We start from the raw sequence: 21,890 nt of genomic DNA, 5'->3' as shown, positions 1-21,890 counted from the left end.
TCGTGAGTACTTCCGGCGCTACCCGCACCGCCACGCAAAACGAGTCCGAGAACAGCCTTCGTCAGCTGGTGATGTCCTTGCGGTTGAAGCGCCAGATCGCCAGGGCGGCGAAGACCGCCGCGTAGGCCAGGCCGGAGAACGCCCCGTGCGCCATCGCCGTCCACTCGACCTCGTGGCCCAGCAGGTCCGAGTAGGCCGTCGAGTAGTGCGTCGGCAGGTAGTTCCGCAGGTCTCCCAGCGCCGTGATCTGGTCCAGGATCTCCGACAGGATCGACACCACCACCGCGCCGCCGACCGCGCCCAGCGGCGCGTCCGTGCTGACGCTCAGGAACAGGGCCAGCCCGGCGATCCAGGCCAGGTGCACCGCCAGGTAGACCGTGGCCGCCGCGAGGCTGACCACCCCGGTCGGGAACGGCACCGCCTCGCCGGTGATGCTCACCAGGTCGCCGCCGCCGTACCACACCAGGCCCACGCCGAGCGCGACCGCCGACAGCAGGAGCAGCCCGAAACCCGACAGCAGCGCCGAAACGACCGCCTTCTGCCGGAGCAGGCGGGTGCGGGGGATGGGCGCGGCGAGCAGGTACCGCAGGCTCGACCAGGACGCCTCGCTGGCCACGGTGTCGCCGAAGAACAACGCCACCACCACGACCAGCAGGAAGTTGGTCGAGGCGAACAGCGTGAACACCGCGAAGTTCAGGCCGCTGGCGGTGGCGATGTCGGCCAGCGTGCGGCCGCGCTGCCCGCCGTCGTCGCCGAGTTCGAAGGCCAGCAGCAGCAGGAACGGCAGCACGGCGAGGAAGCCCAGCACCAGCCGGGTGCGGCGGCGCCGGAGCTGCCGTGCCAGCTCCACCCGCACCGGCAGGGTCTGCTTCGCGCGGTAGCCCTCGACGCTGCCGTCGGCCTGGTTCGGCTGGCGGCGGCCGGACCGGACCACCGCGGTCTCGGCCGTGTCCAGCTGCTCGACCTTGGGTCCTTCGGCGTCCTCGGTCACCGGTGATCCTCCCCGACCAGCTGCAAGAAAGCGTCCTCCAACCGCCGCCGCGGCCCCACCTGGTGCACCTCGATCCCGGAGGCGACCAGCACGTTCACCGCCACCGCGGTCGAGTGCCCGGCGAGGTCGGCGTGCACCAGGTCGCCGTCGGTCTCCACCGGGCCGAGCCCTTCGATGGTGCACAGCGCCTCGGCGGCCTGCTCCGGCTGGTCGACCCGGAAGGTCGCCTCGCCGTTGACCGACACGATGTCGCCCACACTGCCCGCCGTCACCAGCCGGCCGTTCTGCATGACCACCACGTGCGTGCAGGTCTGCTCGACCTCGGCGAGCAGGTGGCTGGACACCAGCACCGTGCGGCCGGTGGACGCGTAGCGGCGCAGGATCTCGCGCATCTGGTGGATCTGCGGCGGGTCCAGCCCGTTGGTCGGCTCGTCGAGCACCAGCAGCTCCGGCAGCCCCAGCATCGCCTGCGCGATCGCCAGCCGCTGCTTCATGCCCTGGCTGTAGGTGCGGACGGGGCGGCGGGCCGCCGTGCCGAGGCCGGCGATCTGCAGCACCTCGTCGAAGCGGGCCTGCAGCATCGGCCGCCCGGTCGCCGCCCAGTAGTACCGCAGGTTGTCCAGGCCGGACAGGTGCGGCAGGAAGCCCGGCGTCTCGACCAGCGAACCCACCCGGGACAGCACCGGAGCCCCGCCGGCCACCCGGTGGCCGAACACCCGGATCTGCCCGGAACTCGGCTTGAGCAGCCCCAGCAGCATCCGCAGCGTGGTCGTCTTGCCCGCCCCGTTGGGGCCGAGCAGCCCGACGATCTGACCGCGCTCGACGCGGATCGACAGGTCCTGGACCGCGGCCGGCTTCTCCGGGTACGACTTGGTCAGCCCGGCGATCAGCAGCGGCGTGTCGGCCAGCAGCGGGTCGACGTCATCGGTGGTCTTGCGCCGGATCAGCGAGAGCACCCACGCCGCCAGCGCCGCCGCGATGATGATGCCGATGCCGACCAGCGGCGCCACCGGCACCGAGTTGCCGGTCGTGGTCTCGCCGCGCACCGACGGGATCGACACCGAGCCGTCGCCGGCCAGGCCGATGCGGTGCACCGCCGGTTCCCGCGGCACCGCGTAGGCCTGGTCGGTGGTGGCCACCGCCAGTTCCAGCCGGTGACCGGTCTCCAGCGGGTGCACGACGCCCGGCAGCGCCACGTCCACCTCGACCGGCGTGCCGTCCGCCGGCAGGCCGGTCACGTGCAGCGGCGACACGGCGTTGCCGATCAGGCTGCGCTGCTGGTCCGGGCCGACGTCGTAGAGCTTGGTGAACAGCACCGCGTCCCCGGTCGCGGGCTGCCCGGGCACCGACGCCACCGAAATCCGGGTCTGCGCCGTGCCGGAGATCAGCAGCTGGCTGTCCAGCGGATCGGTGCGGAACACCGCCGCCTGGCCGGGCAGGTCGCGCGCCAGCGAGCGGCCGAGGCTGCCCGCGGCGTCGAGGACCTCGCCGGCGCCGGGCAGCGAGCTGGTCGCGGCCGGGCTGCCGCCCGGCGGGTTGACCACCTGCGTGACCGCGCCGTGCAGCTGCAGCGCGAAGCGCGGTGTGCGCTCGGCGTGCACGCCCGGGTAGGCGGGTGCCGACACGGTGCGCACCGGGATCTCGCCGTTGCGCTGCGGCCGTCCCGCGATGTCGTACTCGAAGGCCGTGCCGGGATCGGGCACCGGCGGCACCCCGCCGAGGTGGAAGGCGAACCAGTCCGCGATGCGTCCCCGCAGCGCCGCGTCCGGCGAGGCGCCGTCGTGACCGCCGGCGAACCAGATGGTCTTGACCTTGCCCCCGGCGGCGGAGATCTGCCGGGCGTTTGCGTCGGCCTGGTCGAGGCCGAACAGGGTGTCCCGTTCGCCCTGCACCAGCAGCGTCGGCACCGTGATGCGGGAGGTGACGGTCTTGGGGGAGACGCGGTCGAGCAGGTCCAGCGTCGACTGCCCGGCGCGGCCGGTCTGCGCCACCTCGGTGTAGGCAGCGCACACCTGCTCGGTGAAGCTCCCGCAGGTCAGCGGCTGCCCGGTCGGCATGGCCGCGGCGCCGTCGGACGTCGGCGGGGCCTGCGGCGGGTCCTCGGCGCGGTGCTCCGGCGAGCTCCCCGCCGAGAACAGCAGCCCCGCCCACGCCTGCTTGAACACGCCCTGGGCGGACGCGGCGCCGCGTGCCGGGGTGCCGCCGTCGATCTGGTCCCGCGAGGCGGCATTGGGCAGCAATGCCTGGCCGAGGTCGTTGTAGGTCATCACCGGCGCGATCGCGTCGACCCGCCGGTCGGTGCCGGCCAGCAGCAGGCTCAGCGCGCCGCCGTAGGAGCCGCCGGTGACGCCGACCTTCGGATCGCCCTCGCCGTCGCGCAGCACCTCCGGCTGGCGGGCCAGCCAGTCCAGCAGCTGGCGGGCGTCGGTCACCTCGTAGTCGGGGTCGTTCAGCGCGATCTTCCCGGTGCTGCGGCCGAAACCGCGGGAGGAATAGGTGAGCACGGTGAACCCGCGCTGCGCCAGCTCCTGCGCCTCCGCCGCGGTGTCGTCCTTGCTGCCGCCGAAGCCGTGCGCGAGCAGGATCGACGGCGCCGGGGTGTCCGCCGGGGCGAACAGCGTGACGTCGATCTGCACCCGCTCGTTCGCGCCGGGGCCGTCGAGCACGTCCAGCAGCGCTTCCCGGGGCGCTTCCGGCGTGGCGGCCGGTTTCTCGTCACCGGACCACAGGAAAGCACCGAACACCACGAGAGCAACGCAGGTAAGGGCTATCAGCGCGAGGCCCTTGCGGCGACGGGGGGAGGCGGACACGCATTCGACAGTAGGTGAAGACGACGGCACCGGATTCGTTCCAGACGGGGGCGAAGGCAAGACGCTATGAACCAGAGACCAAACAGCAACCGGACACGTCGTCGTGCCGACCGCCGAGGCCGCTTCCGCATCCCCGCGTGCGGTCCCGGTACGACCGGGCGGTGGTGATCATAGCGATGATCGGGTGAGACGCAATGATCTCGTGGCGGCCGTCGGTGTGATGCCCCGATGGCTCCCGTTGCTGCCCTGAGCGGTCCCCCGTACGGTTCGCGACGTGATGTTCGTTGCTTGTGCGACCCCGGGGTGGTGTGCGGACCCACGCATAAGTGACAATCTTGGCAGTGGAGGGGAGTATTCCTTCGCGGCGGTGTCGTCATCACGGAACTTGCTCGGACAAGCCCGGTGCCGTCGACCGGCCGAAGGCCGGTGGAAGAGACCTCCGGTCCCTGGCGCATGCCCTGAACCGGAGGTGATGAATTGGGTGCCGTGACGTTGCTGGCCCAACAGGCACAGCCCGCAGTCGATCGACTGGACGTTCCCTGGTGGATCTGGGCGGCCACGCTCGGCGGCCTGGCCCTGCTGCTCCTGCTCGACCTCGTGATCGTGGACCGCAAGCCGCACGAGGTGACCACCGCCGAAGCAGCCAAGTGGGTCGTGTTCTACGTCGGTTGCGCGATCCTGTTCGGGATCGGCGTCTGGGTGTTCGGGGACTCGCACTTCGCGATCGAATACTTCACCGGTTACATCACCGAGTACTCGCTGAGCGTGGACAACCTGTTCATCTTCATGGTGATCATGTCCAGCTTCGCGGTGCCGTCCATCCACCAGCACCGGGTGCTGCTGATCGGCATCCTGCTGGCGCTGGTGATGCGCGGCATCTTCATCGCGGTCGGCGCCGCGCTGATCGCCGAGTTCGTCTGGGTCTTCTTCATCTTCGGCGCGTTCCTGATCTGGACCGCGGTCAGCATGGTCCGCAAGAAGGACGAGGACGAGGAGTACCAGGAGAACGCGGTCGTCCGCTGGATCCGCAAGGTGTTCCCGGTAACCGACGACTACCACGGCGCCAAGTCGACCGTGAAGATCGACGGCAAGCGCTTCCTGACCCCGATGTTCGTGGTGATCGTCGCGATCGGCAGCGCCGACCTGCTGTTCGCGGTGGACTCGATCCCGGCGATCTTCGGCATCACCCAGGACCCGTTCCTGGTCTTCGCCGCCAACGCCTTCGCCCTGATGGGCCTGCGGCAGCTGTACTTCCTGCTCGGCGGACTGGTGGACAAGCTGATCTACCTGTCGGTCGGCCTGGCGGTGATCCTCGGGTTCATCGGCATCAAGCTGATCCTGCACGCGTTCCACGAGTACCACCTGGTGCCGGAGTGGCTGGAGATCACCAACTGGATGTCGCTGGGCTTCATCATCGTGGTCCTGGGCATCACCACCTGGGCCAGCCTGGCGAAGTCGAAGAAGGACACCGAGTCGCAGCAACAGGAACCGGCCGAGAACGCCTGACCTGAAACACGAGTGCCCGGAGTTCCACTGAGAACTCCGGGCACTTCTGTTGCAGCCGTTCCGGTCCATTGAGATTTATGTTGCTGTTGAGCCCAGTCGAGAATTCATTGGCGCAATGTTGCATTCGCGCTGCGTGATGTGGAGTGAACGGACCGTTCGTCTCGATTGGTGAGGTGAACAGGCCGTTCGCTTCAGCTCTTCGCCGGCGCAAGCCGCTCGGCAGGCCCCACGTCGGCGCCAGAACAGCCTCTATCGCAACAGCGAACACATCCGGCTCAATCGAGCAACGTGTAGCTCAGTTCTTTGCAGACCCGTCCCAATGGGACGTCCAGTCCCGGGTGGCTCAGGGGCAACAGGACGTCCGGGGAATCCGGGAGCGCCGTTGCCGCCGGCGGGTCCCACAGGCACAGCGACGGGTTACCCGCGTCCATCGAGGACCGGTACCAGAGGCCGTCGAGTTCCGGGTAGGCCGCGCGGATGCCGCGGGCCCACGCCTGGGTGCGGAGCTTGGGGCCGCTGCTGATCGCCTGCGAGGCGCCGGCCCGGGTGGGCCACAGGCCCGTCAGGTCCAGCAGCCGGAGCGTCCGACGTGGACGGAACAGCACCAGGTGCGGGCTGCGCGTCCGGCGGTCCACTGTGGAGGTCGCCTGGTAGACCTCGGCGATGCAGGTCTGCACCGACAGCGAGAAGTACAGCACGCCGTGTTCCCGGGTGACCGTCGGGCCGCCCTGGGAGTTGGGCAGGTGCGGGTCGAACCGGGCGTGCGGCAGCGGGCCGGCGTAGCGGAAGCTGTTCCACTGCTGCGGGTGGTTGCCCCCGGAGGTGAACACGCGCACGAGGCGAGTGCCGGCGGGCACCGCGATGACGTCTTCGGTGCGCCGGAGCATCGCCTGCAGCGCAGCGGGCGCTGGCGGCTGTGGTAGCCGTGCCATGGAGGTCCTGGGTTGGTGTCTCGAAGGTTGGGGAGTGCGCTCAGGCCGGGGTGCCGATGGTGGCGGCGAGCTCGGCGACCCGCTGCGGATCGCCGCCGGCCAGCAGCCACTCGCGCGGGCTCGCCGGCCGGTCCCCGATTTCGAGGTCCTCCTGCGGCGTGGTCATGAAGTTGGCCAGCACGAGCGCCGGCTGGTCGGCGGGCATCAGCGCGAGCACGGCGTCCAGGCCGGGCAGCACGTCGGTGTCGCTGAACTGCCACGCGGGCAGTCGCCATCCGCCGCGGTCCTTCCAGCCGATCAGCCGTCGTTCGCTGATGCGGTGGCGGATCCGGCTGCTGTCCACTCCCACGCGGTCCGCGGCCTGGTTGACCGAGAGCGCGGTGTCGCGCAGCACCGCCTGTTCGGCGACGGTCCGCGCCCGAGCGTCGACTTCGGAGTCGCTCAGCGGCGTCAGGTCCAGGCCTGCTTCGGTGAGCGCCCGTCGCTCCGCCTCGGTGAAGTGCGCGGCTGGGTCCACCTGCGGCGAGGTGAGCTTCTTCGCGGCATCCTCGACCAGGGTCAGGAATTCGTTGGCGGTGACCTTTAAACCGGCTCGTGCCAACACGGTCTCCAGCGCGGCTGACATGACTCCAGGGTAGCGCGGGATTCGGGAAATGTGTGCGCGAACGTGCGCCCCAGTGCCAAATATCACTTGTCGTAGCATGTGGATTGCACAACGTGACCGCGGGCCGACTCCGGTCGGGGTGTTCTTTGGCGTGATCGTGGATCTGAAGACCCCGACCGGAGTCGGATGTGGCTACGGCAGGCTGTCCAAATGGGTCCGAACCGGATCCGAGAAAGCATTGCCGCTGCTGACGTCCCAGTTGATCGACCAGGTCATCACACCGCCGATCTCGGGGCGCGGCTGGTCCGGGGTGTACTGACCGCAGTCGGTGCCCGCCGCCAGGCAGCTCAGCGCGTTGTTGACGATCGACGGATCGACGTACCCGCTACCGGCCGCCGATGCGGTCGCAGGCAGGCCCAGCGAAACCTGGTCCGGGCGCAGAGTCTGCAGCAGGGTGCACGCCTGTGCGGTGATGAAGTCGACCGAGCCCTGGCTGTAGACCTGGCCGTCGCAGCCGTTCATCGAACCTGAGTTGTAGTACTGGGTGTGCACGACGGTGAGGATGTCCTTGACGTTCTCGATGAGTTGCAGGTAGGAGCCGCCGGGCTGCGCGTCGAGGGTCTGCGGCGCCATGGTGAGCACGAATCCGTCGCCGATGTGTTCGCGCAGCTGGCGGATCGCGCTGGTCGTGTTGGCGACGTTGAGCCCGTGCTCCAAGTCAATATCTAACCCATCGATGCTGTAATCGGTTAAAATTTTTCCAACCGAGTCGACGAAATTTGCGACGTTCGCTTCGCTGCCCAGATCGACGTTTCCCTTTTCGCCGCCGATGGACAGCACGAACGACTTGCCCTCGGCCTTCTTCGCGGCGATGTCCGCTTTCAGTTGTTCGTCCGTGTAGCCGCCGAGCGCGGTGGACAGCTCCGGGTCGACGTTGAAGGTGACCGCGCCGGGTTTGGCCGGATCGGCGTTGCCGAAGGCCAGTGCGATGACGTCGTAGTTCGCCGGGACGTCGCTGATCTTCAGCGGCTTGGCGCCGTTGACGAAGTTCTGCCAGTACCCGGTGAGGTGGTGGTTGGGCACGGCCTCCGGAGTGGCGGCGGAGCCGGCCGGTGCGAACGCGAGTGCGGTGGCGAGGACGGCCGCGGCGAGCGCGGCCAGTCTTCCGGTCATGCGGGCCTCCGTGGGGTGAGAGCCGGATGATGTCCTCGAAAAATGGACTGGACCAGTTGTCCGGTCAAGGTTTTGGCGAGGTTGCGACGCCGGAGTTGCGCCGCTTGGAGCACGGCATGCCGCCGAGGGTTGACGAGACGGGGCGCGCGCCGTTGACTGGACGTACCGACTGGTCGGTCTCAACGTGGAGGTGACGTGTTGGGCAGCGCGTACGACGAACGGCCTTGGCTGGCGCTCTACGACGGCGACGTGCCCGTGGCGATCGAGCCGCGGTTCGGCACCATGCTCGAACTGTTCGCCGCAGCCCGCCGGGACCATCCGGATCGCGTGGCCATCACCTACTTCGACGGCCGGCTCAGCTACCGGGAGCTCGACGAGCTCAGCGACGGCCTGGCCTGCCACCTCGTCGAACACGGTGTCGGCCGGGGCGACCGGGTGGCGCTGTACCTGCAGAACGTGCCGCAGTTCGCGATCGCGCTGCTGGCCGGGTGGAAGGCCGGCGCGATCGTGGTGCCGCTCAACCCGATGTACCGGACCCGCGAGCTGACCAAGATCCTCGCCGACGCGCAGCCGGCCGCGGTCGTCTCCTCCGAGCAGGGCTGGCACGACGTCCTCGGCGAGCTCGCCGGCCCCGCCGGGGTGCGGGTCGCGATCACCACCAGCGAGCTCGACCTGCAGACCCGGCACGACCCGCGGCTGTTCGCCAAGCTCGAACGCCGCCCGGCCGCCGGCTGCGCGGACCTGCTGGCGGTCGCGCGGGCGCACGCCGGCCGGCGGCCGCCGGAGGTCGAGCTGTCGAGCTCGGACGTCGCGCTGCTGGTCTACACCTCGGGAACCAGCGGCGTGCCCAAGGGCGCCACCAACACGCACGGCAACGTCGTGTTCAACGCCGAAGGCATGCGGACCCGCGTCGAGAAGCTCGGCGGCAACGGGATCTTCGGGCTCGCACCGCTGTTCCACATCACCGGCCTGGTCTGCGAGCTCGGCGCCGCGCTGGCGCTGGGCAGGCAGCTCGACCTGGTGTACCGCTTCGAGCCGGGCGTGGTGCTCGACGCGCTGGCCGAGCACCGGCCCTGCTACATGGTCGGCCCGTCCACCGCGTACATGGCCCTGATGAACCACCCGGACGTGACCGCCGGCCACTTCTCCTCGCTGGAGCTGGTGTACTCCGGCGGCGCGCCGCTGCCGTCGGCGGTCGTCGAGGCCTTCCGCGCGCGGTACGGCCACTACATCCGCAACGGCTACGGCCTGACCGAGACGACCGCGACGGCGACGTCGGTGCCCGCGCACCTGGAGGCTCCGGTCGACGAGGAGTCGGGCACGCTCAGCGTCGGCTTGCCCACCTACAACACCGTGTTGCGCATCGTCGACGACACCGGGCAGGACCTGCCGGTCGGCGAGGTCGGCGAGATCGTCGTCGACGGGCCCATGGTGGTGCCGTCCTACTGGAACAAGCCCGAGGAGACCGCGGCGGGCATCCGCGGCGGCCGGTTGCACACCGGCGACGTCGGGTTCATGGACGCGCAGGGCTGGTTCTACGTCGTGGACCGCAAGAAGGACATGATCAACGCCTCCGGCTTCAAGGTCTGGCCGCGCGAGGTGGAGGACGTCCTCTATGGACACCCCGCGGTGCGGGAGGTCGCCGTCGTCGGCGTGCCGGACTCCTACCGGGGCGAGACGGTCAAGGCCTACGTCAGCCTGAGCGCGGGCGCGTCGGCCACCGCCGAGGATCTCGTGGCCCACTGCAAGCGGCAGCTCGCCGCGTACAAGTACCCGCGCAGCATCGAGATCCTCGACGAGCTGCCCAAGACCGCGACCGGCAAGATCCTGCGCCGCGAACTGCGGGACACCGCCCGAGCCGCTGCGCGGTGACGGGCCGTTCGGCATCGGAAGTGCCTGGAGAGGAAGGAAATTCATGAGCAAGCGTTTCGACGGCAAGGTGGCGATCGTGACCGGCGCCAGCCGCGGCATCGGCCTGGCCATCGCCGAGCGCCTGGTGTCCGAGGGCGCGAAGGTCACCCTGACCGCGCGCAAGCCCGAGCCGCTGGCGGAGGCGGTGCAGGGCCTGGGCGGAGCCGAGAACGCGCTCGGCATCGCGGGCAAGGCCGACGACGTGGAGCACCAGGCGGAAGCGGTCGCCAAGACCGTGGAGACGTTCGGCCGGGTGGACATGCTGGTCAACAACACCGGCATCAACCCCGCCTACGGGCCGCTGATCGAGCTGGAGCACGGCATCGCGCGCAAGACCTTCGAGGTCAACGTGCTCGCGGCGCTGGCGTGGACCCAGCAGGTGCACCAGGCGTGGATGAAGGAGCACGGCGGCTCGGTGCTCAACGTGTCCTCAGTGGCCGGTCTGCGGCCCGCGCCGGGCATCGGCTTCTACGGCGCCACCAAGGCGATGCTGTCGTACATCACCAAGGACCTCGCGGTGGAACTCGGCCCGAAGGTCCGGGTCAACGGCGTCGCCCCGGCCGTGGTGAAGACGAAGTTCGCCACCGCGCTGTACGAGGACAAGGAGGACGAGGTCGCCGCGGGTTATCCGTTGAAGCGCCTGGGAATTCCGGCCGACATCAGCGGCGCGGCGGCGTTCCTGCTCTCCGACGAGGCCTCGTGGATCACGGGACAGGTCCTCGTGCTCGACGGCGGCGTGACCCTGAAGGGCGGTGTGTGAGCTCTTGGTGATTTCGCGCGAAATCACCATCCGGCACGCGTGGGAATCGGCGATTTCGCGCGAAATCGCCGCTGGTGCAAGCGGAACCAGACTCGGGAAGGGCGGTGTGCGAGTTGCAGCTCGCTGATGCGGTCGTGGTGATCACCGGTGCCGGCAACGGCATCGGCGCGGCGATGGCCCGGAAGTTCGCGGCATCCGGGGCGAAGGTCGTGCTCGGCGACGTGGAAGCCGACGCGGTGCGGAAGGTGGCCGCCGAGGTCGGCGGCACGGCGGTGCCCGGCGATGCGGCGAGCGAGGACGGCGTGCGCGCGCTGGTCGACACGGCGCTCGGCGAGCACGGGCGGATCGACCTGTTCTGCGCCAACGCCGGGATCTCCCGCGGCGGCGGGCCGGAGGCCGACGAGGCCGCCTGGGCGCAGTCCTGGGAGGTCAACGTCATGGCGCACGTCCGCGCCGCCCGCGCGGTGCTGCCGCACTGGCTGGAGCGGGGCCAGGGGCACTTCCTGGCTACCGTGTCGGCCGCCGGGCTGCTGACGATGCTGAAGGCGGCGCCGTACTCGGTGACCAAGCACGCCGCGCTCGGCTTCGCCGAATGGCTGGCGATCAGCTACGCCGACCAGGGCATCACGGTGCAGGCGCTGTGCCCGCAGGGCGTGCGCACCAACATGCTCGGCACCAGCAGCAACGCCGGCGAGGTGATCCTCGCGAAGGGCGCGCTCGAACCGGAGGAGGTCGCCGACGTGGTCGCCGACTCGCTGGGCAGCGGTGAGTTCCTGATCCTGCCGCACCCGGAGGTCGCCGACTACTACGCGCTGCGGGCCGCCGAGCCGCAGCGCTGGCAAGCCGGGATGCGAAAGCTCCAGCGCAAGGTGCAGTAGGAGAAGGTGTCGCCGCCGGTTCGCGCCGGTGGGTCGATACGCTGGGTGTAGATCGACAGGGGAGGTTGACATGGCGCGGTCGGCGAACGGTCGCACTACTGCCGGACCGGCGGTGGGCGCCGAACCGGTTCCGCAGCGGTTGCTGGCCATGGCCACGCGGTTGTTCGCCGAGCAGGGCTTCGAGATGACCTCGGTGCAGCAGATCGTCGACGCGGCCGGGGTCACCAAGGGGGCGATGTACCACTACTTCGGCTCCAAGGACGACCTGCTCTACGAGATCTACGCGCGGGTCCTGCGGGACCAGCAGGCGCGGCTGGAGAGCGCGGCGGACAGCGAGGCTCCGGTGCAGGAGCGGCTGCACGCGGTCGCCGCGGACGTCGTCGCCACGACGGCGGCGAACCTCGACGACACGGTGATCTTCTTCCGCTCGATGCACCTGCTGCACCCGGACAAGCAGGCCGAGGTCCGGGCGCAGCGGCGGCGCTACCACGAGCGGGTGCGGGCGCTGATCGAGGAGGGCCAGCGCTCCGGGGTGTTCCGCGAGGACAAGGCCGCCGACCTGGTGGTCGACTTCTTCTTCGGCGCGGTGCACCACCTCGGCACCTGGTTCCGCCAGGACGGCAAGCTCACCGGCGAGGAGGTCGGCGAGCAGTTCGCGGACCTCCTCATCTCGTCCCTGCGCCCGTAGTCGCTACCGGCACTCCTGCAATTCCCGGTTGCTGCTGGGGAATTCGCGGTGCAGCGCTTTCTCGATGCGGTCGACGTCCCCGCGCTCGCGGGGCGGCAGTCGCTGCAGCAGCCGAAAGCACTCACGACCGGTCGCCGGTTTCGGTCGTGTTGCGCGGATCGATCAATCCGCCGCCGGGGGTTGCGCCGGGCGGTCCCGGCAGGTTCGCTGCTGCTTGCGCTTTCCCTCCGGCCGCAGGAGCCAGCATGAGCAGTGAAACCCGGGCCGCCCGGCCACCGAGGCTCGACCGAGTGCTGAACCTGGTGGAACGGGTCGGCAACAAGCTCCCCGAGCCGTTCATCCTCTTCGGCCTGCTGTTCCTCGTCGTGGCGGTGGTGTCCACGGTGGTCGCCGCCTTCGGCGTCACCGTGCGGATCCCCGGCGCCGACGAGGTGACGCGGATCCGCGGCGCGTTCAGCGGCGAGGGCCTGGAGTTCCTGTTCACCAAGATGGCGGAGAACTTCATCGGCTTCCCGCCGCTGGAAACCGTGGTCACGATCATGCTGGCGGTGGGGCTCGCGGAGCGGACCGGGCTGCTCACCGCGATGATCCGGGCCGCCTTCGGCGGGGCGCCGCGCTGGGTGCTGCCGTACGCGGTGGGGCTGGTCGGGATCTCGTCCAGCGTGATGGCGGATTCGTCGATGATCATCATCCCGCCGCTGGCCGCGCTGGTGTTCAAGGCGGCGGGCAGGCACCCGGTCGCCGGGCTGCTCGGCGGCTTCGCCGCCACCGGCGCCGGGTACTCCACCGCGCCGGTGGTCACCAGCCTGGACGCGCTGTTCGCCGGGATCAGCAACAAGGTCGCCGAAACCCTGCCGCACGCCGGCACCGCGGTCACGCCGGTGTCGAACTACTACTTCAACGTGGTGTCCTCGATCCTGCTCGGACTGCTGGCCGGGGTGCTGATCGACAAGGTCATCGAGCCGCGGCTGGCGCGCACCGGCGTGCCCCGCGAGGAGTCCGAAGTGGCCGACCAGCCGGTGCCCGCGGTGGCGCTGGAGCCCGCCGAGCGGCGCGGGCTGATCTGGGCGGGCGTGGCGTTCCTGATCGCGTTCGGGCTGGTGCTGCTGCTGGTGCTGTGGCCGGATTCGCCGCTGCGCAACGAAACCGGCGGATTCCTGCCGAAGTCGCCGCTGCTGGACTCGGTGACCACGCTGATCTTCTTCGGCTTCGCGGTGCCCGCCATCGTCTACGGCGCGATCGTCGGGGCGATCGGCCGCGCGGCCGACGTGCCGAAGCTGATGGCCGCCGCGCTGCGGGACCTCACCGGATTCCTGGTGCTGGCGTTCATGCTGGGCCAGTTCATCGCGCTGTTCAACTGGACGAACCTCGGCGCGTGGGTGGCGGTTTCGGGCGCGGACCTGCTGCGAGCGCTCGGCCTGGACGGCTACCCGGCGTTCCTCGGGTTCATGGTGCTGGCGTCGACGCTGAACCTGTTCATCATCTCGGGTTCGAGCCTGTGGACGCTGATGGCGGCGGTGTTCGTGCCGATGTTCGTGCTGCTCGGCTTCGAGCCGGGCTTCGCCCAGGCGGCGTTCCGGGTCGGCGACTCGGCGACGCAGATCATGACGCCGCTGAACCCGTACATGATCATCATCCTGGGCTACCTGCGCCGCTACGAACCGAACGCGGGGATGGGCACCCTGGTCGCCAGGATGGTTCCGTTCGTGGTCCCGTTCTGGCTGGTGTGGGCCCTGATCCTGACGGTCTTCTACTTCGCGGACCTGCCCCTGGGCCCCGGCATGGGCATCCACATCGCACCCTGACCCGGGGTCGCTTCTCCCCTTGATCTGCGCCGCAGGAGCAGATCAAGGGGAGAAGCGCCGGACTCCTTACGGTCGCGACCCGGTGTCGACACCGGAATGGCGAGTGCGCACACCACGTGCCAGCTCTGCTGTCAGCCGCCGGATGCGCGCGAGACCGGTGGGGAAGTCGGGCGCATCCAGCAACTGCCGGACGAATGCGGACCCGACGATGACGCCATCGGCGTAGCAGGCGACCTGAGCGGCTTGGGCACCGGTGGCCACCCCCAGACCCACGCACACCGGCAGCGCTGTGGTCGCGCGCGTGCGGAGCACCAGTTTCTCCGCATCGGCACTGACAGATTCGCGTGCGCCGGTAACGCCCATGATGGATGCGGCGTAGACGAAGCCGGACCCCGCCGCCGTGATCGTGCGCAGACGATCGTCGGGTGTGCTCGGTGCCGCCACGAAAACGGTTGCGAGCCGGTGCCGTTCGGCCGCACGACGCCATGATGCCGACTCCTGCACCGGCAGATCCAGGAGGATGCAGCCCGCACCGCCGGCCGCGGCGAGATCGGCCGCGAACTCCTCGACGCCGTAGCGGTCAACGCAATTCCAGTACGTCATGACCAACACCGGCGCCGCCGCACGGGAAGTGATCGCGCTGACGGTGTTCAGGACTGCTTCGGCGGTGACGCCACCGCGCAGCGCGATGTCGTAGGCGGTCTGGTTGACAGGACCGTCCAGCATGGGGTCGCTGTACGGGAACCCGACCTCGATGATGTCGCAGCCGCCGTCGACCATCGCCGTCAGCACCTGCACGTTCTCTCCGGCGTTTGGAAAACCTGCCGGGAGGAAGCCGATGAGCGCGGCGCGGTCCTGCTGCGCAATGCGGGCGAAGGCGTTGTCGAGGTGCTCGATGCCGCCGGTCATCAGGCCACCTCCGCGGCGGTCGGGCCGTCGAGGAACCCCGCTTCGCGGGCGACCGTATCCATGTCCTTGTCGCCGCGTCCGGACAGGCCGACCAAGATAACGGCTCCGGGGCCCAGTTCCTGGCCAAGTCGCAACGCGCCTGCCAAGGCGTGGCTGGATTCGAGCGCGGGGATGATCCCTTCGGTCCGGGACAGCAGCAGCAACGCTTCCAGCGCCTCGGCGTCGGTGACGGGCAGGTAGTGGGCGCGGCCGGTGGCGTGCAGATAGGAGTGTTCGGGTCCCACGCCGGGATAGTCCAGGCCGGCGGCGATCGAGTGGGTTTCCCGGGTTTGCCCCTGCTCGTCTTGCAGGACGTACGAGCGCGAACCGTGCAGGACACCGGCCGATCCCGCACCGATCGTCGCTGCGTGGCGCGTGCTGCCAAGTCCTTCGCCGGCGGCTTCGAAGCCGTAGAGCCCGACGTGCTCGTCCGGCAGGAAGGCGTGGAAAAGACCGATGGCGTTGGAACCGCCTCCGACGCAGGCCGCGACCGCATCCGGTAGCCGGCCGGCGTGTTCCAGGATCTGGCTGCGCGCTTCCACACCGATCACCCGTTGAAAGTCGCGCACCAAGCTGGGGAAGGGATGGGGCCCGGCTGCCGTGCCGAACACGTAGTGGGTACTTCGGACAGTCGATACCCAGTCGCGAAACGCTTCGTTGATCGCGTCCTTGAGCGTCCGGCTGCCGGACGTCACCGGCACCACGCCGGCGCCGAGAACCTGCATGCGGGCCACGTTCAGCGCCTGTCGCCGGGTATCGAACTCACCCATGTAGACGGTGCATTCCAGGCCGAGCAACGCGCAAGCGGTGGCGGTGGCCACGCCGTGCTGACCTGCGCCGGTATCGGCGATCACGCGGGACTTGCCCATCCGCTTGGCCAGCAGCACCTGCCCCAGCACGTTGTTGATCTTGTGAGAGCCCGTGTGGTTCAGGTCTTCGCGCTTGAGGAAGACGCGGGCGCCGCCCGCCTGCTCGGCGAACCGGGTGACCTCGGTCAAGGGGCTGGGGCGGCCGACGTAGCGGGCCATCAGGCGATCGAACTCCGCGACGAACGAAGGGTCGGCCTTTGCCGCCGCGTACTCGTCGGCGAGCTCGTCGATGGTCGCGAACAGCGCTTCCGGGACGAATGATCCACCGAAAGCGCCGAAATAGGCGTCATTATCGCTGTTCTGGGCAGGGAAGAAGAACCGGCGGCACATCATGATGTCTCCTCGCGGGCACAACCGTGCCCGCGGTCAGGTGCGTATGAGTGGCAAAGCACCCTCGCGAGCACGATGAGCTCGCGAGGTCGAGTATCAGCTCAGTGCTGCCATCGTCGGCCGTTGACCTGCCCAGGCTCACATCCGATGTGGTACCGCACTCGGCGGCCCCGCACGCGGCGCGCGGGAGCCCGGCAGCCGCATGTGCGGCAACCAGGTTCAAAGCGCGCGCCAACGTTCACGAAGCGAAAATCTAGCAGCCGTTGTGCCGCTAGTACACCGGCCGGGCTCAGATCGCCGGAAGATCTCGAAGTCCGGCTTCGGAACAGTCCGAGTCGCCCGCCGTTCCCGCATTGGCGGAATGTGCTTGCTCCGCCACAACAATGGTCATAGCAACGGGCACCACCTGGTCCGCTGGCCGGAGCGTTCCCAGGTGGTGCCCGTCACGTGGAGGATCGGTCAGAAGACCACCCGGGTGAGGCCCTCCGCCACGCAGGCCGGTTTCGCGCCGCCCTCGATCTCGATGGTGGACTTGACCGTCAGCTGGAGGCCGCCGGCCACCTCGGTCACGTCCGCGAGCTCCGTGGTGGAGCGGACCCGCGAGCCGACCAGGACCGGGCTGGGGAAGCGGACCTTGTTCAGGCCGTAGTTGATCCCCATCTTGGCGCCCTCGAACTTGTAGGTCTCGGAGTTCAGCTTCGGCAGCAGGCTCAGGGTGAGGAACCCGTGCGCGATCGGGCCGCCGAACGGACCCTGCTCGGCGCGCTCGATGTCGATGTGGATCCACTGGTGGTCCAGGGTGGCGTCGGCGAACAGGTTCACCTGCTCCTGGGTGACGGTGAGCCATTCGCTGGTGCCGAGCTCCTCGCCCTTGGCCGCGACGATCTCTTCCTTGCTGCTGAATACCCGCAACGCAAAACCTCCTTGAGCGACAACGAAAAGCTGTGCGCCAGACCGTTGATCCCGGTTATCTGTCTGTTGTTGTGAAGCGCCGCAGGCGCTTAGCCCACCCTCGCAACTCGCACCGCTGCGGGTTCCCGCAGTCGAGGCGGCCTCTGAGGTTCCGCTACCGGCACCGCTGTGCAAGATGAGTACGGAGACGGTCTTTACGGCGTGGGCAGGTCGGCGAGTTCGCCGATGCGCTGCCGGTGCGCCTCGGCGATGCCGAAGGTGAGCTGGGAGCTCTTGGCCCGGCCCAGGTAGAGGTGCGCCGAGTGCTCCCAGGTCATCCCGATGCCGCCGTGCAGCTGCAGGTGCTCCTCCGCGGCCTGCACGACCAGTTCGGAGCAGTAGGCCTGGGCGATGGCGACCTCGAGTTCCGCCGACTCGTCGCCGCGCGCCAGGGCGTCGGCGGCGTTGCGGGCCACGGCCCGCCCCGAGCTCACCGCCGCCCACAGGTCGGCCAGCCGGTGCTTGACCGCCTGGAACGAGCCGATCTGGCGGCCGAACTGGTAGCGGGTCTTGGCGTACTCCAGGGTGGCGTCCAGGCATTGCTGGGCCAGCCCGACCTGCTCGGCGCCCAGCAGCCCGGCCGCGGTCACCAGCGCCTGCCGGAGGATCCGCTCGGCGTCGGCGCCGGCCGCGATCCGCTCGCCGACCGCGCCGTCCAGGGCGAGCGTGCCGATCCGCCTGGTGAGGTCCAGCGACGTCGTGGGCGTCCGCGACACCCCGGACACCGAGGTGTCCACCAGGTACAGCGCCGCGCCGTCCGCGTCGGCGGCGGGCACGACCACGTAGTCGGCGACCTCCAGATCCACCACCGCCGACACCGAGCCGGTCAGCGCGGCGCCGTCGGCCTTCACCGACTGCGGGAACGCGCTGTAGGGCACGGTGGTCAGTCCGACGGCGACGGTGCCGAGCTGCGAGCCGTCGATGAACTGCGGCAGGATCTCCCGCACCCGCGGCTCGTCCGCGCAGGCCACCAGGGTGGCGGTGGTCAGCAGGTTGCTCAGGAACGGCACCGGCGCGACGGACCGGCCGATCTCCTCGGCCACCACCGACAGCTCCCGGGCGCTGGCCCCGGCGCCGCCGAGGTCCTCGGGCACCAGCAGCGCGGCGAGCCCGAGCTCGCCGGCGAGGGTCCGCCACAGCGCGAGGTCGTAGGGCTCGTCGGTCTCGCAGCGGGCCAGCACCGCGGTCCAGTCGCACCGGTCCCGCAGCAGCCGGCGGACGTTCGAGCGCAGGTCCTCTTCGACTTCGCTGTAGAGCAGGTCCGGGGCGCTCATCGCGGCAGCTCCTTCCACGGCCGGTCCTTGTCGGTGCGGATCTCCGGCGGCAGACCCAGCACCCGTTCGGCGATGATGTTGCGCAGGATCTCGGTGGTGCCGCCCTCGATCGAGTTGCCCTTCGCCCGCAGGTACCGGAAACCGGGGCCGCGCTTGACGAAGTCGGTGTACTCGGGCTGGCGGAACGTCCAGTCGTCGTAGGCCAGGCCCGGTTCGCCGAGGAACTCCAGCTCGAACCCGGTGATCGCCTGGTTCTGCTCGGAGTAGGCGACCTTGACCGCGGAACCCTCGGGGCCGGGTTCGCCGACGGCGAGCTGCTGGCGCAGCCGGATGCTGGTCAGCCGGGTCGCCTCGGCCTCGACCCACAGGCGCAGCAGCCGGTCGTGCAGGCCGTGCGTCCGCTTCTCGGGGTGCTCGCGCCAGGCCTGCGCGGCGAGGCCGATCATGCCGCCTTCCCGCGCGGGCGCACGCCCGCCGATGGCGACCCGCTCGTTCATCAGGGTGCCCAGCGCGACCTGCCAGCCCTGGCCGACCTCGCCGAGGCGCTGGGAGTCCGGGATCCGCACCCCGGTCAGGAACACCTCGTTGAACTCGGCTTCGCCGGTGATCTGCCGCAGCGGGCGGACTTCCACGCCCGGCGCGGTCATGTCGCAGATGAAGTAGCTCAGGCCCTTGTGCTTGGGCTGGTCCGGGTCGGAGCGGGCGACCAGGATCGCCCAGCGGGCCTGGTGCGCCAGCGACGTCCAGACCTTCTGCCCGTCCACCACCCACTCGTCGCCATCGCGCACGGCCCGTGTGGACAGCGCGGCGAGGTCCGAGCCCGCGCCCGGCTCGGAGAACAGCTGGCACCAGATCTCCTCTCCGGTCCACAGAGGACGGAGATAGCGGCGGCGCTGCTCGTCGTTGCCGAAGCGCAGGATCGTCGGGGCGGCCATGCCCAGCCCGATGACGTTCAGCTGCGGCTTGTTGTCCGGCGCGCCGGCCTCGGCGAAGGCGGCGTCCATCACCGGCTGCAGCTCCCGTGCGGCGCCCAGGCCGCCGAGGCCGGCGGGGAAGTGCACCCACGCCAGCCCGGCGTCGAAGCGGGCCCGCAGGAACTCCAGCCGGTCCATCTGCGCGGGATCGTTCGCGGCGAGGAATTCCCCTACCTTGCCGCGGAGTTCGTCGGCGTCCACGGTCATCACGCCTTCGGTCCGCCGGCCACGTAGATCACCTGGCCGGAGACGAACCCGGAGCGCTCGTCGGCGAAGAACGACACCGTGTTGGCGATGTCCTCCGGCTGGCCGACGCGGGCCACCGGGATCTGGCTCGCCGCGGCCTTGGTGAAGTCCTCGAAGCCCATCCCGACCCGCTCGGCGGTCGCCTTGGTCATGTCGGTGGCGATGAAGCCGGGCGCGATGGCGTTGGCGGTGACGCCGAACTTGCCGAGCTCGATGGCCAGCGTCTTGGTCAGGCCCTGCAGCCCGGCCTTGGCGGTGGAGTAGTTGGCCTGGCCGCGGTTGCCCAGCGCGGAGGTGCTGGAGAGGTTCACGATCCGGCCCCACTTGGCCTCGACCATGTGCTTCTGCACGGCGCGGCTCATCAGGAACGCGCCGCGCAGGTGCACGTTCATCACCGTGTCCCAGTCGTCCTCGGACATCTTGAACAGCATGTTGTCCCGGATGACGCCGGCGTTGTTGACCAGCACCGTCGGCCCGCCGAGCTCGGCGGCGATGCGGTCGACCGCGGCCTGCACCTGCCCGGCGTCGCTGACGTCGCAGCCGACCGCCAGCGCCTTGCCGCCGCTGGATTCGATGGCCGACACCGTGTCGGCGCACTGCTTCTCGTCGAGGTCGATGACCGCCACGGCGAAGCCGTCCTCGGCCAGGCGCTTCGCAGTGGCCGCCCCGATTCCGCGTGCGGCACCGGTGACGATCGCGACACGACTGTCTGCCATTTGATCTCCTCGCAGGTTTGGTTGTGGTTGGGGTCGTGAGTGGTAATGGCCGTTCCAACGACCACTACCACTCACGAGGCCTCAGGGACGGTGGTATTGCGTACGCGGCTGCAGGTTTGCGTCAGGCAAGCGGCGCCAGCCGCTTTCTCCTTTCCGGCCCCCGCAACCTGCACCGCCGCGGGTTCTCAGAGGTCTTTCTCGGGAGGACAGCCCCAGCGTGGCGTATTGGTCATACATGAGTCGGGGATCCCGGACCGAGAAGGCCTCTGAGGTTCCGCTGCTTGCACCGCTACGCAAACCAGCCCGCACCTCTTACTTGTACTTCTTCAGCTCCCGGCGGGCCAGGGAGCGGCGGTGCACCTCGTCGGGACCGTCGACGATGTGCAGGGTGCGGGCGTGCGCGTACAGGTTGGCCAGCGGGAACTCCTGGCTGACGCCACCGCCGCCGTGCGCCTGGATGGCGCGGTCGATCACCCAGGTGACCATCTCCGGCACCCCGACCTTGATCGCCTGGATCTCGGTGTGCGCGCCCTGGTTGCCGACCGTGTCCATCAGCCACGCGGTCTTGAGCACCAGCAGCCGGGCCTGCTCGATCTTCACCCGCGACTCGGCGATCCAGTGCTGCACCACGCCCTGCTCGGCCAGCGGCTTGCCGAAGGCGATGCGCTCGTTGGCGCGGCGGCACATCAGCTCCAGCGCCCGCTCGGCCATCCCGATGGCGCGCATGCAGTGGTGGATGCGGCCCGGCCCGAGCCGGGCCTGGGCGATCGCGAAGCCCTCGCCCTCGCCGGCGATGATGTTCTCCGCCGGCACCCGGACGTTGTCGAACACGATCTCGGCGTGCCCGCCGTGGTCGGCGTCGTCGTAGCCGAACACGTTCATGCTGCGGATGACCTGCACGCCGGGCGTGTCCTTGGGCACCAGGATTTGGCTCTGCTGGCGGTGCCGCTCGGCGTCCGGGTCGGTCTTGCCCATCACGATCAGGATCTTGCAGCGCGGGCTCATCGCGCCGGAGGAGAACCACTTGCGGCCGTTGATCACGTAGTGGTCGCCGTCGCGCTCGATGCGGGTGCCGATGTTGGTGGCGTCGGAGGAGGCGACGTCGGGTTCGGTCATGCAGAAAGCGGAGCGGATCTCGCCGTCCAGCAGCGGCTGCAGCCACTGCTTCTTCTGCTGCTCGGTGCCGAACAGCGACAGCACCTCCATGTTGCCGGTGTCCGGCGCGGCGCAGTTGGTGGCCTCCGGGGCAAGCCGCCCGACCCGGCCCATGATCTCGGCCAGCGGCGCGTACTGGAGGTTGGTCAGCCCGGCGCCGTGCTCACCGGGCAGGAACAGGTTCCACAGACCGCGCTTGCGGGCCTCGGCCTTGAGGTCCTCCATGATCGGCGGGTGCGCCGACCACGGGTCGTCGCCCGCGGCCAGCTGTTCGAGGAACACCGGTTCGGCGGGGTAGACGTGGGAGTCCATGAAGTCCAGCAGCTGCTTGCGCAGCTCCTCGGTGCGTTCGTCGTAGCCGAAATCCAT

The 21,890-nt window shown here is 69.6% G+C and carries 19 protein-coding genes; 6 read left to right on the top strand and 13 right to left on the bottom strand.

What is annotated here, in order from left to right; all coding sequences use genetic code 11:
- Nucleotides 1–61: 61 nt before the first annotated feature.
- Nucleotides 62–991, bottom strand: coding sequence for an ABC transporter permease (locus tag AC07FN_RS15975; RefSeq protein ID WP_478396295.1), 930 nt, complete (start codon nucleotides 989–991; stop codon nucleotides 62–64).
- Nucleotides 988–3,801 (bottom strand): alpha/beta fold hydrolase, encoded by a 2,814-nt coding sequence (locus AC07FN_RS15970; RefSeq protein ID WP_478396294.1) that lies wholly within the window; start codon nucleotides 3,799–3,801, stop codon nucleotides 988–990. Before AC07FN_RS15970 ends, AC07FN_RS15975 begins: the two co-directional genes overlap by 4 nt.
- Before the next feature lie 528 nt (nucleotides 3,802–4,329).
- On the opposite strand from AC07FN_RS15970, the gene AC07FN_RS15965 reads away from it, so the two are divergent.
- A complete protein-coding gene (locus tag AC07FN_RS15965) occupies nucleotides 4,330–5,307 on the top strand; it encodes a TerC family protein (protein ID WP_478396388.1) in 978 nt (325 codons plus the stop codon).
- Between the two features lie 275 nt (nucleotides 5,308–5,582).
- Here AC07FN_RS15965 and AC07FN_RS15960 read toward each other — a convergent pair whose 3' ends face one another.
- From AC07FN_RS15960 to AC07FN_RS15950, 3 genes are all read right to left on the bottom strand, one after another.
- On the bottom strand, nucleotides 5,583–6,239 hold the full coding sequence (locus AC07FN_RS15960) for an RES family NAD+ phosphorylase (protein WP_207954457.1): 657 nt from the start codon (nucleotides 6,237–6,239) through the stop codon (nucleotides 5,583–5,585).
- 40 nt (nucleotides 6,240–6,279) lie between these two features.
- Nucleotides 6,280–6,864, bottom strand: a complete 585-nt coding sequence (locus AC07FN_RS15955) for a DNA-binding protein (protein WP_132487565.1) — start codon at nucleotides 6,862–6,864, stop codon at nucleotides 6,280–6,282.
- Between the two features lie 171 nt (nucleotides 6,865–7,035).
- Complete coding sequence (locus AC07FN_RS15950; RefSeq protein ID WP_478396293.1) at nucleotides 7,036–8,016, bottom strand: chitinase; 981 nt, start codon at nucleotides 8,014–8,016, stop codon at nucleotides 7,036–7,038.
- Nucleotides 8,017–8,214: 198 nt separating this feature from the next.
- Here AC07FN_RS15950 and AC07FN_RS15945 point away from each other — a divergent pair, with 198 nt between their 5' ends.
- The 5 genes from AC07FN_RS15945 to AC07FN_RS15925 all read left to right on the top strand — a co-directional run bounded on the left by AC07FN_RS15945 (nucleotide 8,215) and on the right by AC07FN_RS15925 (nucleotide 14,058).
- On the top strand, nucleotides 8,215–9,888 hold the full coding sequence (locus AC07FN_RS15945) for a class I adenylate-forming enzyme family protein (protein WP_478396387.1): 1,674 nt from the start codon (nucleotides 8,215–8,217) through the stop codon (nucleotides 9,886–9,888).
- Nucleotides 9,889–9,931: 43 nt separating this feature from the next.
- Complete coding sequence (locus AC07FN_RS15940; RefSeq protein WP_478396292.1) at nucleotides 9,932–10,687, top strand: SDR family oxidoreductase; 756 nt, start codon at nucleotides 9,932–9,934, stop codon at nucleotides 10,685–10,687.
- Nucleotides 10,688–10,791: 104 nt separating this feature from the next.
- Entirely contained in the window at nucleotides 10,792–11,565 is a 774-nt protein-coding gene (locus tag AC07FN_RS15935) for an SDR family oxidoreductase (RefSeq protein ID WP_478396291.1), read from the top strand.
- A 70-nt stretch (nucleotides 11,566–11,635) separates the two neighbouring features.
- Nucleotides 11,636–12,253: a TetR/AcrR family transcriptional regulator gene (locus tag AC07FN_RS15930; protein WP_478396290.1), complete on the top strand. Its 618-nt coding sequence runs from the start codon at nucleotides 11,636–11,638 to the stop codon at nucleotides 12,251–12,253.
- Nucleotides 12,254–12,498: 245 nt separating this feature from the next.
- Nucleotides 12,499–14,058 carry an AbgT family transporter gene (locus AC07FN_RS15925; protein WP_478396289.1) on the top strand — a complete coding sequence of 520 codons (1,560 nt, stop codon included), beginning with the start codon at nucleotides 12,499–12,501 and terminating at the stop codon, nucleotides 14,056–14,058.
- Between the two features lie 66 nt (nucleotides 14,059–14,124).
- On the opposite strand, the gene trpA is transcribed toward AC07FN_RS15925, so the two are convergent.
- The 8 genes from trpA to AC07FN_RS15885 form a co-directional block, all read right to left on the bottom strand.
- The gene (trpA, locus tag AC07FN_RS15920) at nucleotides 14,125–14,955 is read right to left on the bottom strand and encodes a tryptophan synthase subunit alpha (protein WP_478396386.1); all 831 of its coding nucleotides are present in this window, start codon (nucleotides 14,953–14,955) and stop codon (nucleotides 14,125–14,127) included.
- Nucleotides 14,956–14,966: 11 nt separating this feature from the next.
- Nucleotides 14,967–16,208, bottom strand: a complete 1,242-nt coding sequence (trpB, locus tag AC07FN_RS15915; RefSeq protein ID WP_478396288.1) for a tryptophan synthase subunit beta — start codon at nucleotides 16,206–16,208, stop codon at nucleotides 14,967–14,969.
- Between the two features lie 98 nt (nucleotides 16,209–16,306).
- Nucleotides 16,307–16,447 (bottom strand): tryptophan biosynthesis modulator TrpM, encoded by a 141-nt coding sequence (gene trpM / locus AC07FN_RS15910; RefSeq protein WP_435829115.1) that lies wholly within the window; start codon nucleotides 16,445–16,447, stop codon nucleotides 16,307–16,309.
- 217 nt (nucleotides 16,448–16,664) lie between these two features.
- Nucleotides 16,665–17,117 (bottom strand): MaoC family dehydratase, encoded by a 453-nt coding sequence (locus AC07FN_RS15905; RefSeq protein ID WP_478396287.1) that lies wholly within the window; start codon nucleotides 17,115–17,117, stop codon nucleotides 16,665–16,667.
- A 194-nt stretch (nucleotides 17,118–17,311) separates the two neighbouring features.
- Nucleotides 17,312–18,430, bottom strand: a complete 1,119-nt coding sequence (locus AC07FN_RS15900) for an acyl-CoA dehydrogenase family protein (protein WP_478396286.1) — start codon at nucleotides 18,428–18,430, stop codon at nucleotides 17,312–17,314.
- On the bottom strand, nucleotides 18,427–19,611 hold the full coding sequence (locus tag AC07FN_RS15895) for an acyl-CoA dehydrogenase family protein (RefSeq protein WP_478396285.1): 1,185 nt from the start codon (nucleotides 19,609–19,611) through the stop codon (nucleotides 18,427–18,429). The genes AC07FN_RS15900 and AC07FN_RS15895 overlap by 4 nt, the downstream gene beginning before the upstream one ends.
- Nucleotides 19,611–20,366, bottom strand: coding sequence for a 3-oxoacyl-ACP reductase FabG (gene fabG, locus AC07FN_RS15890; protein WP_478396284.1), 756 nt, complete (start codon nucleotides 20,364–20,366; stop codon nucleotides 19,611–19,613). The genes AC07FN_RS15895 and fabG overlap by 1 nt, the downstream gene beginning before the upstream one ends.
- 312 nt (nucleotides 20,367–20,678) lie before the next feature.
- Nucleotides 20,679–21,890, bottom strand: coding sequence for an acyl-CoA dehydrogenase family protein (locus tag AC07FN_RS15885; protein ID WP_478396283.1), 1,212 nt, complete (start codon nucleotides 21,888–21,890; stop codon nucleotides 20,679–20,681).

It is taken from the genome of Saccharopolyspora sp. NPDC045941 (assembly GCF_056431445.1).
Note: the sequence above shows the minus strand (reverse complement) of the source record. Positions and strands in the feature narration are given on the sequence as shown.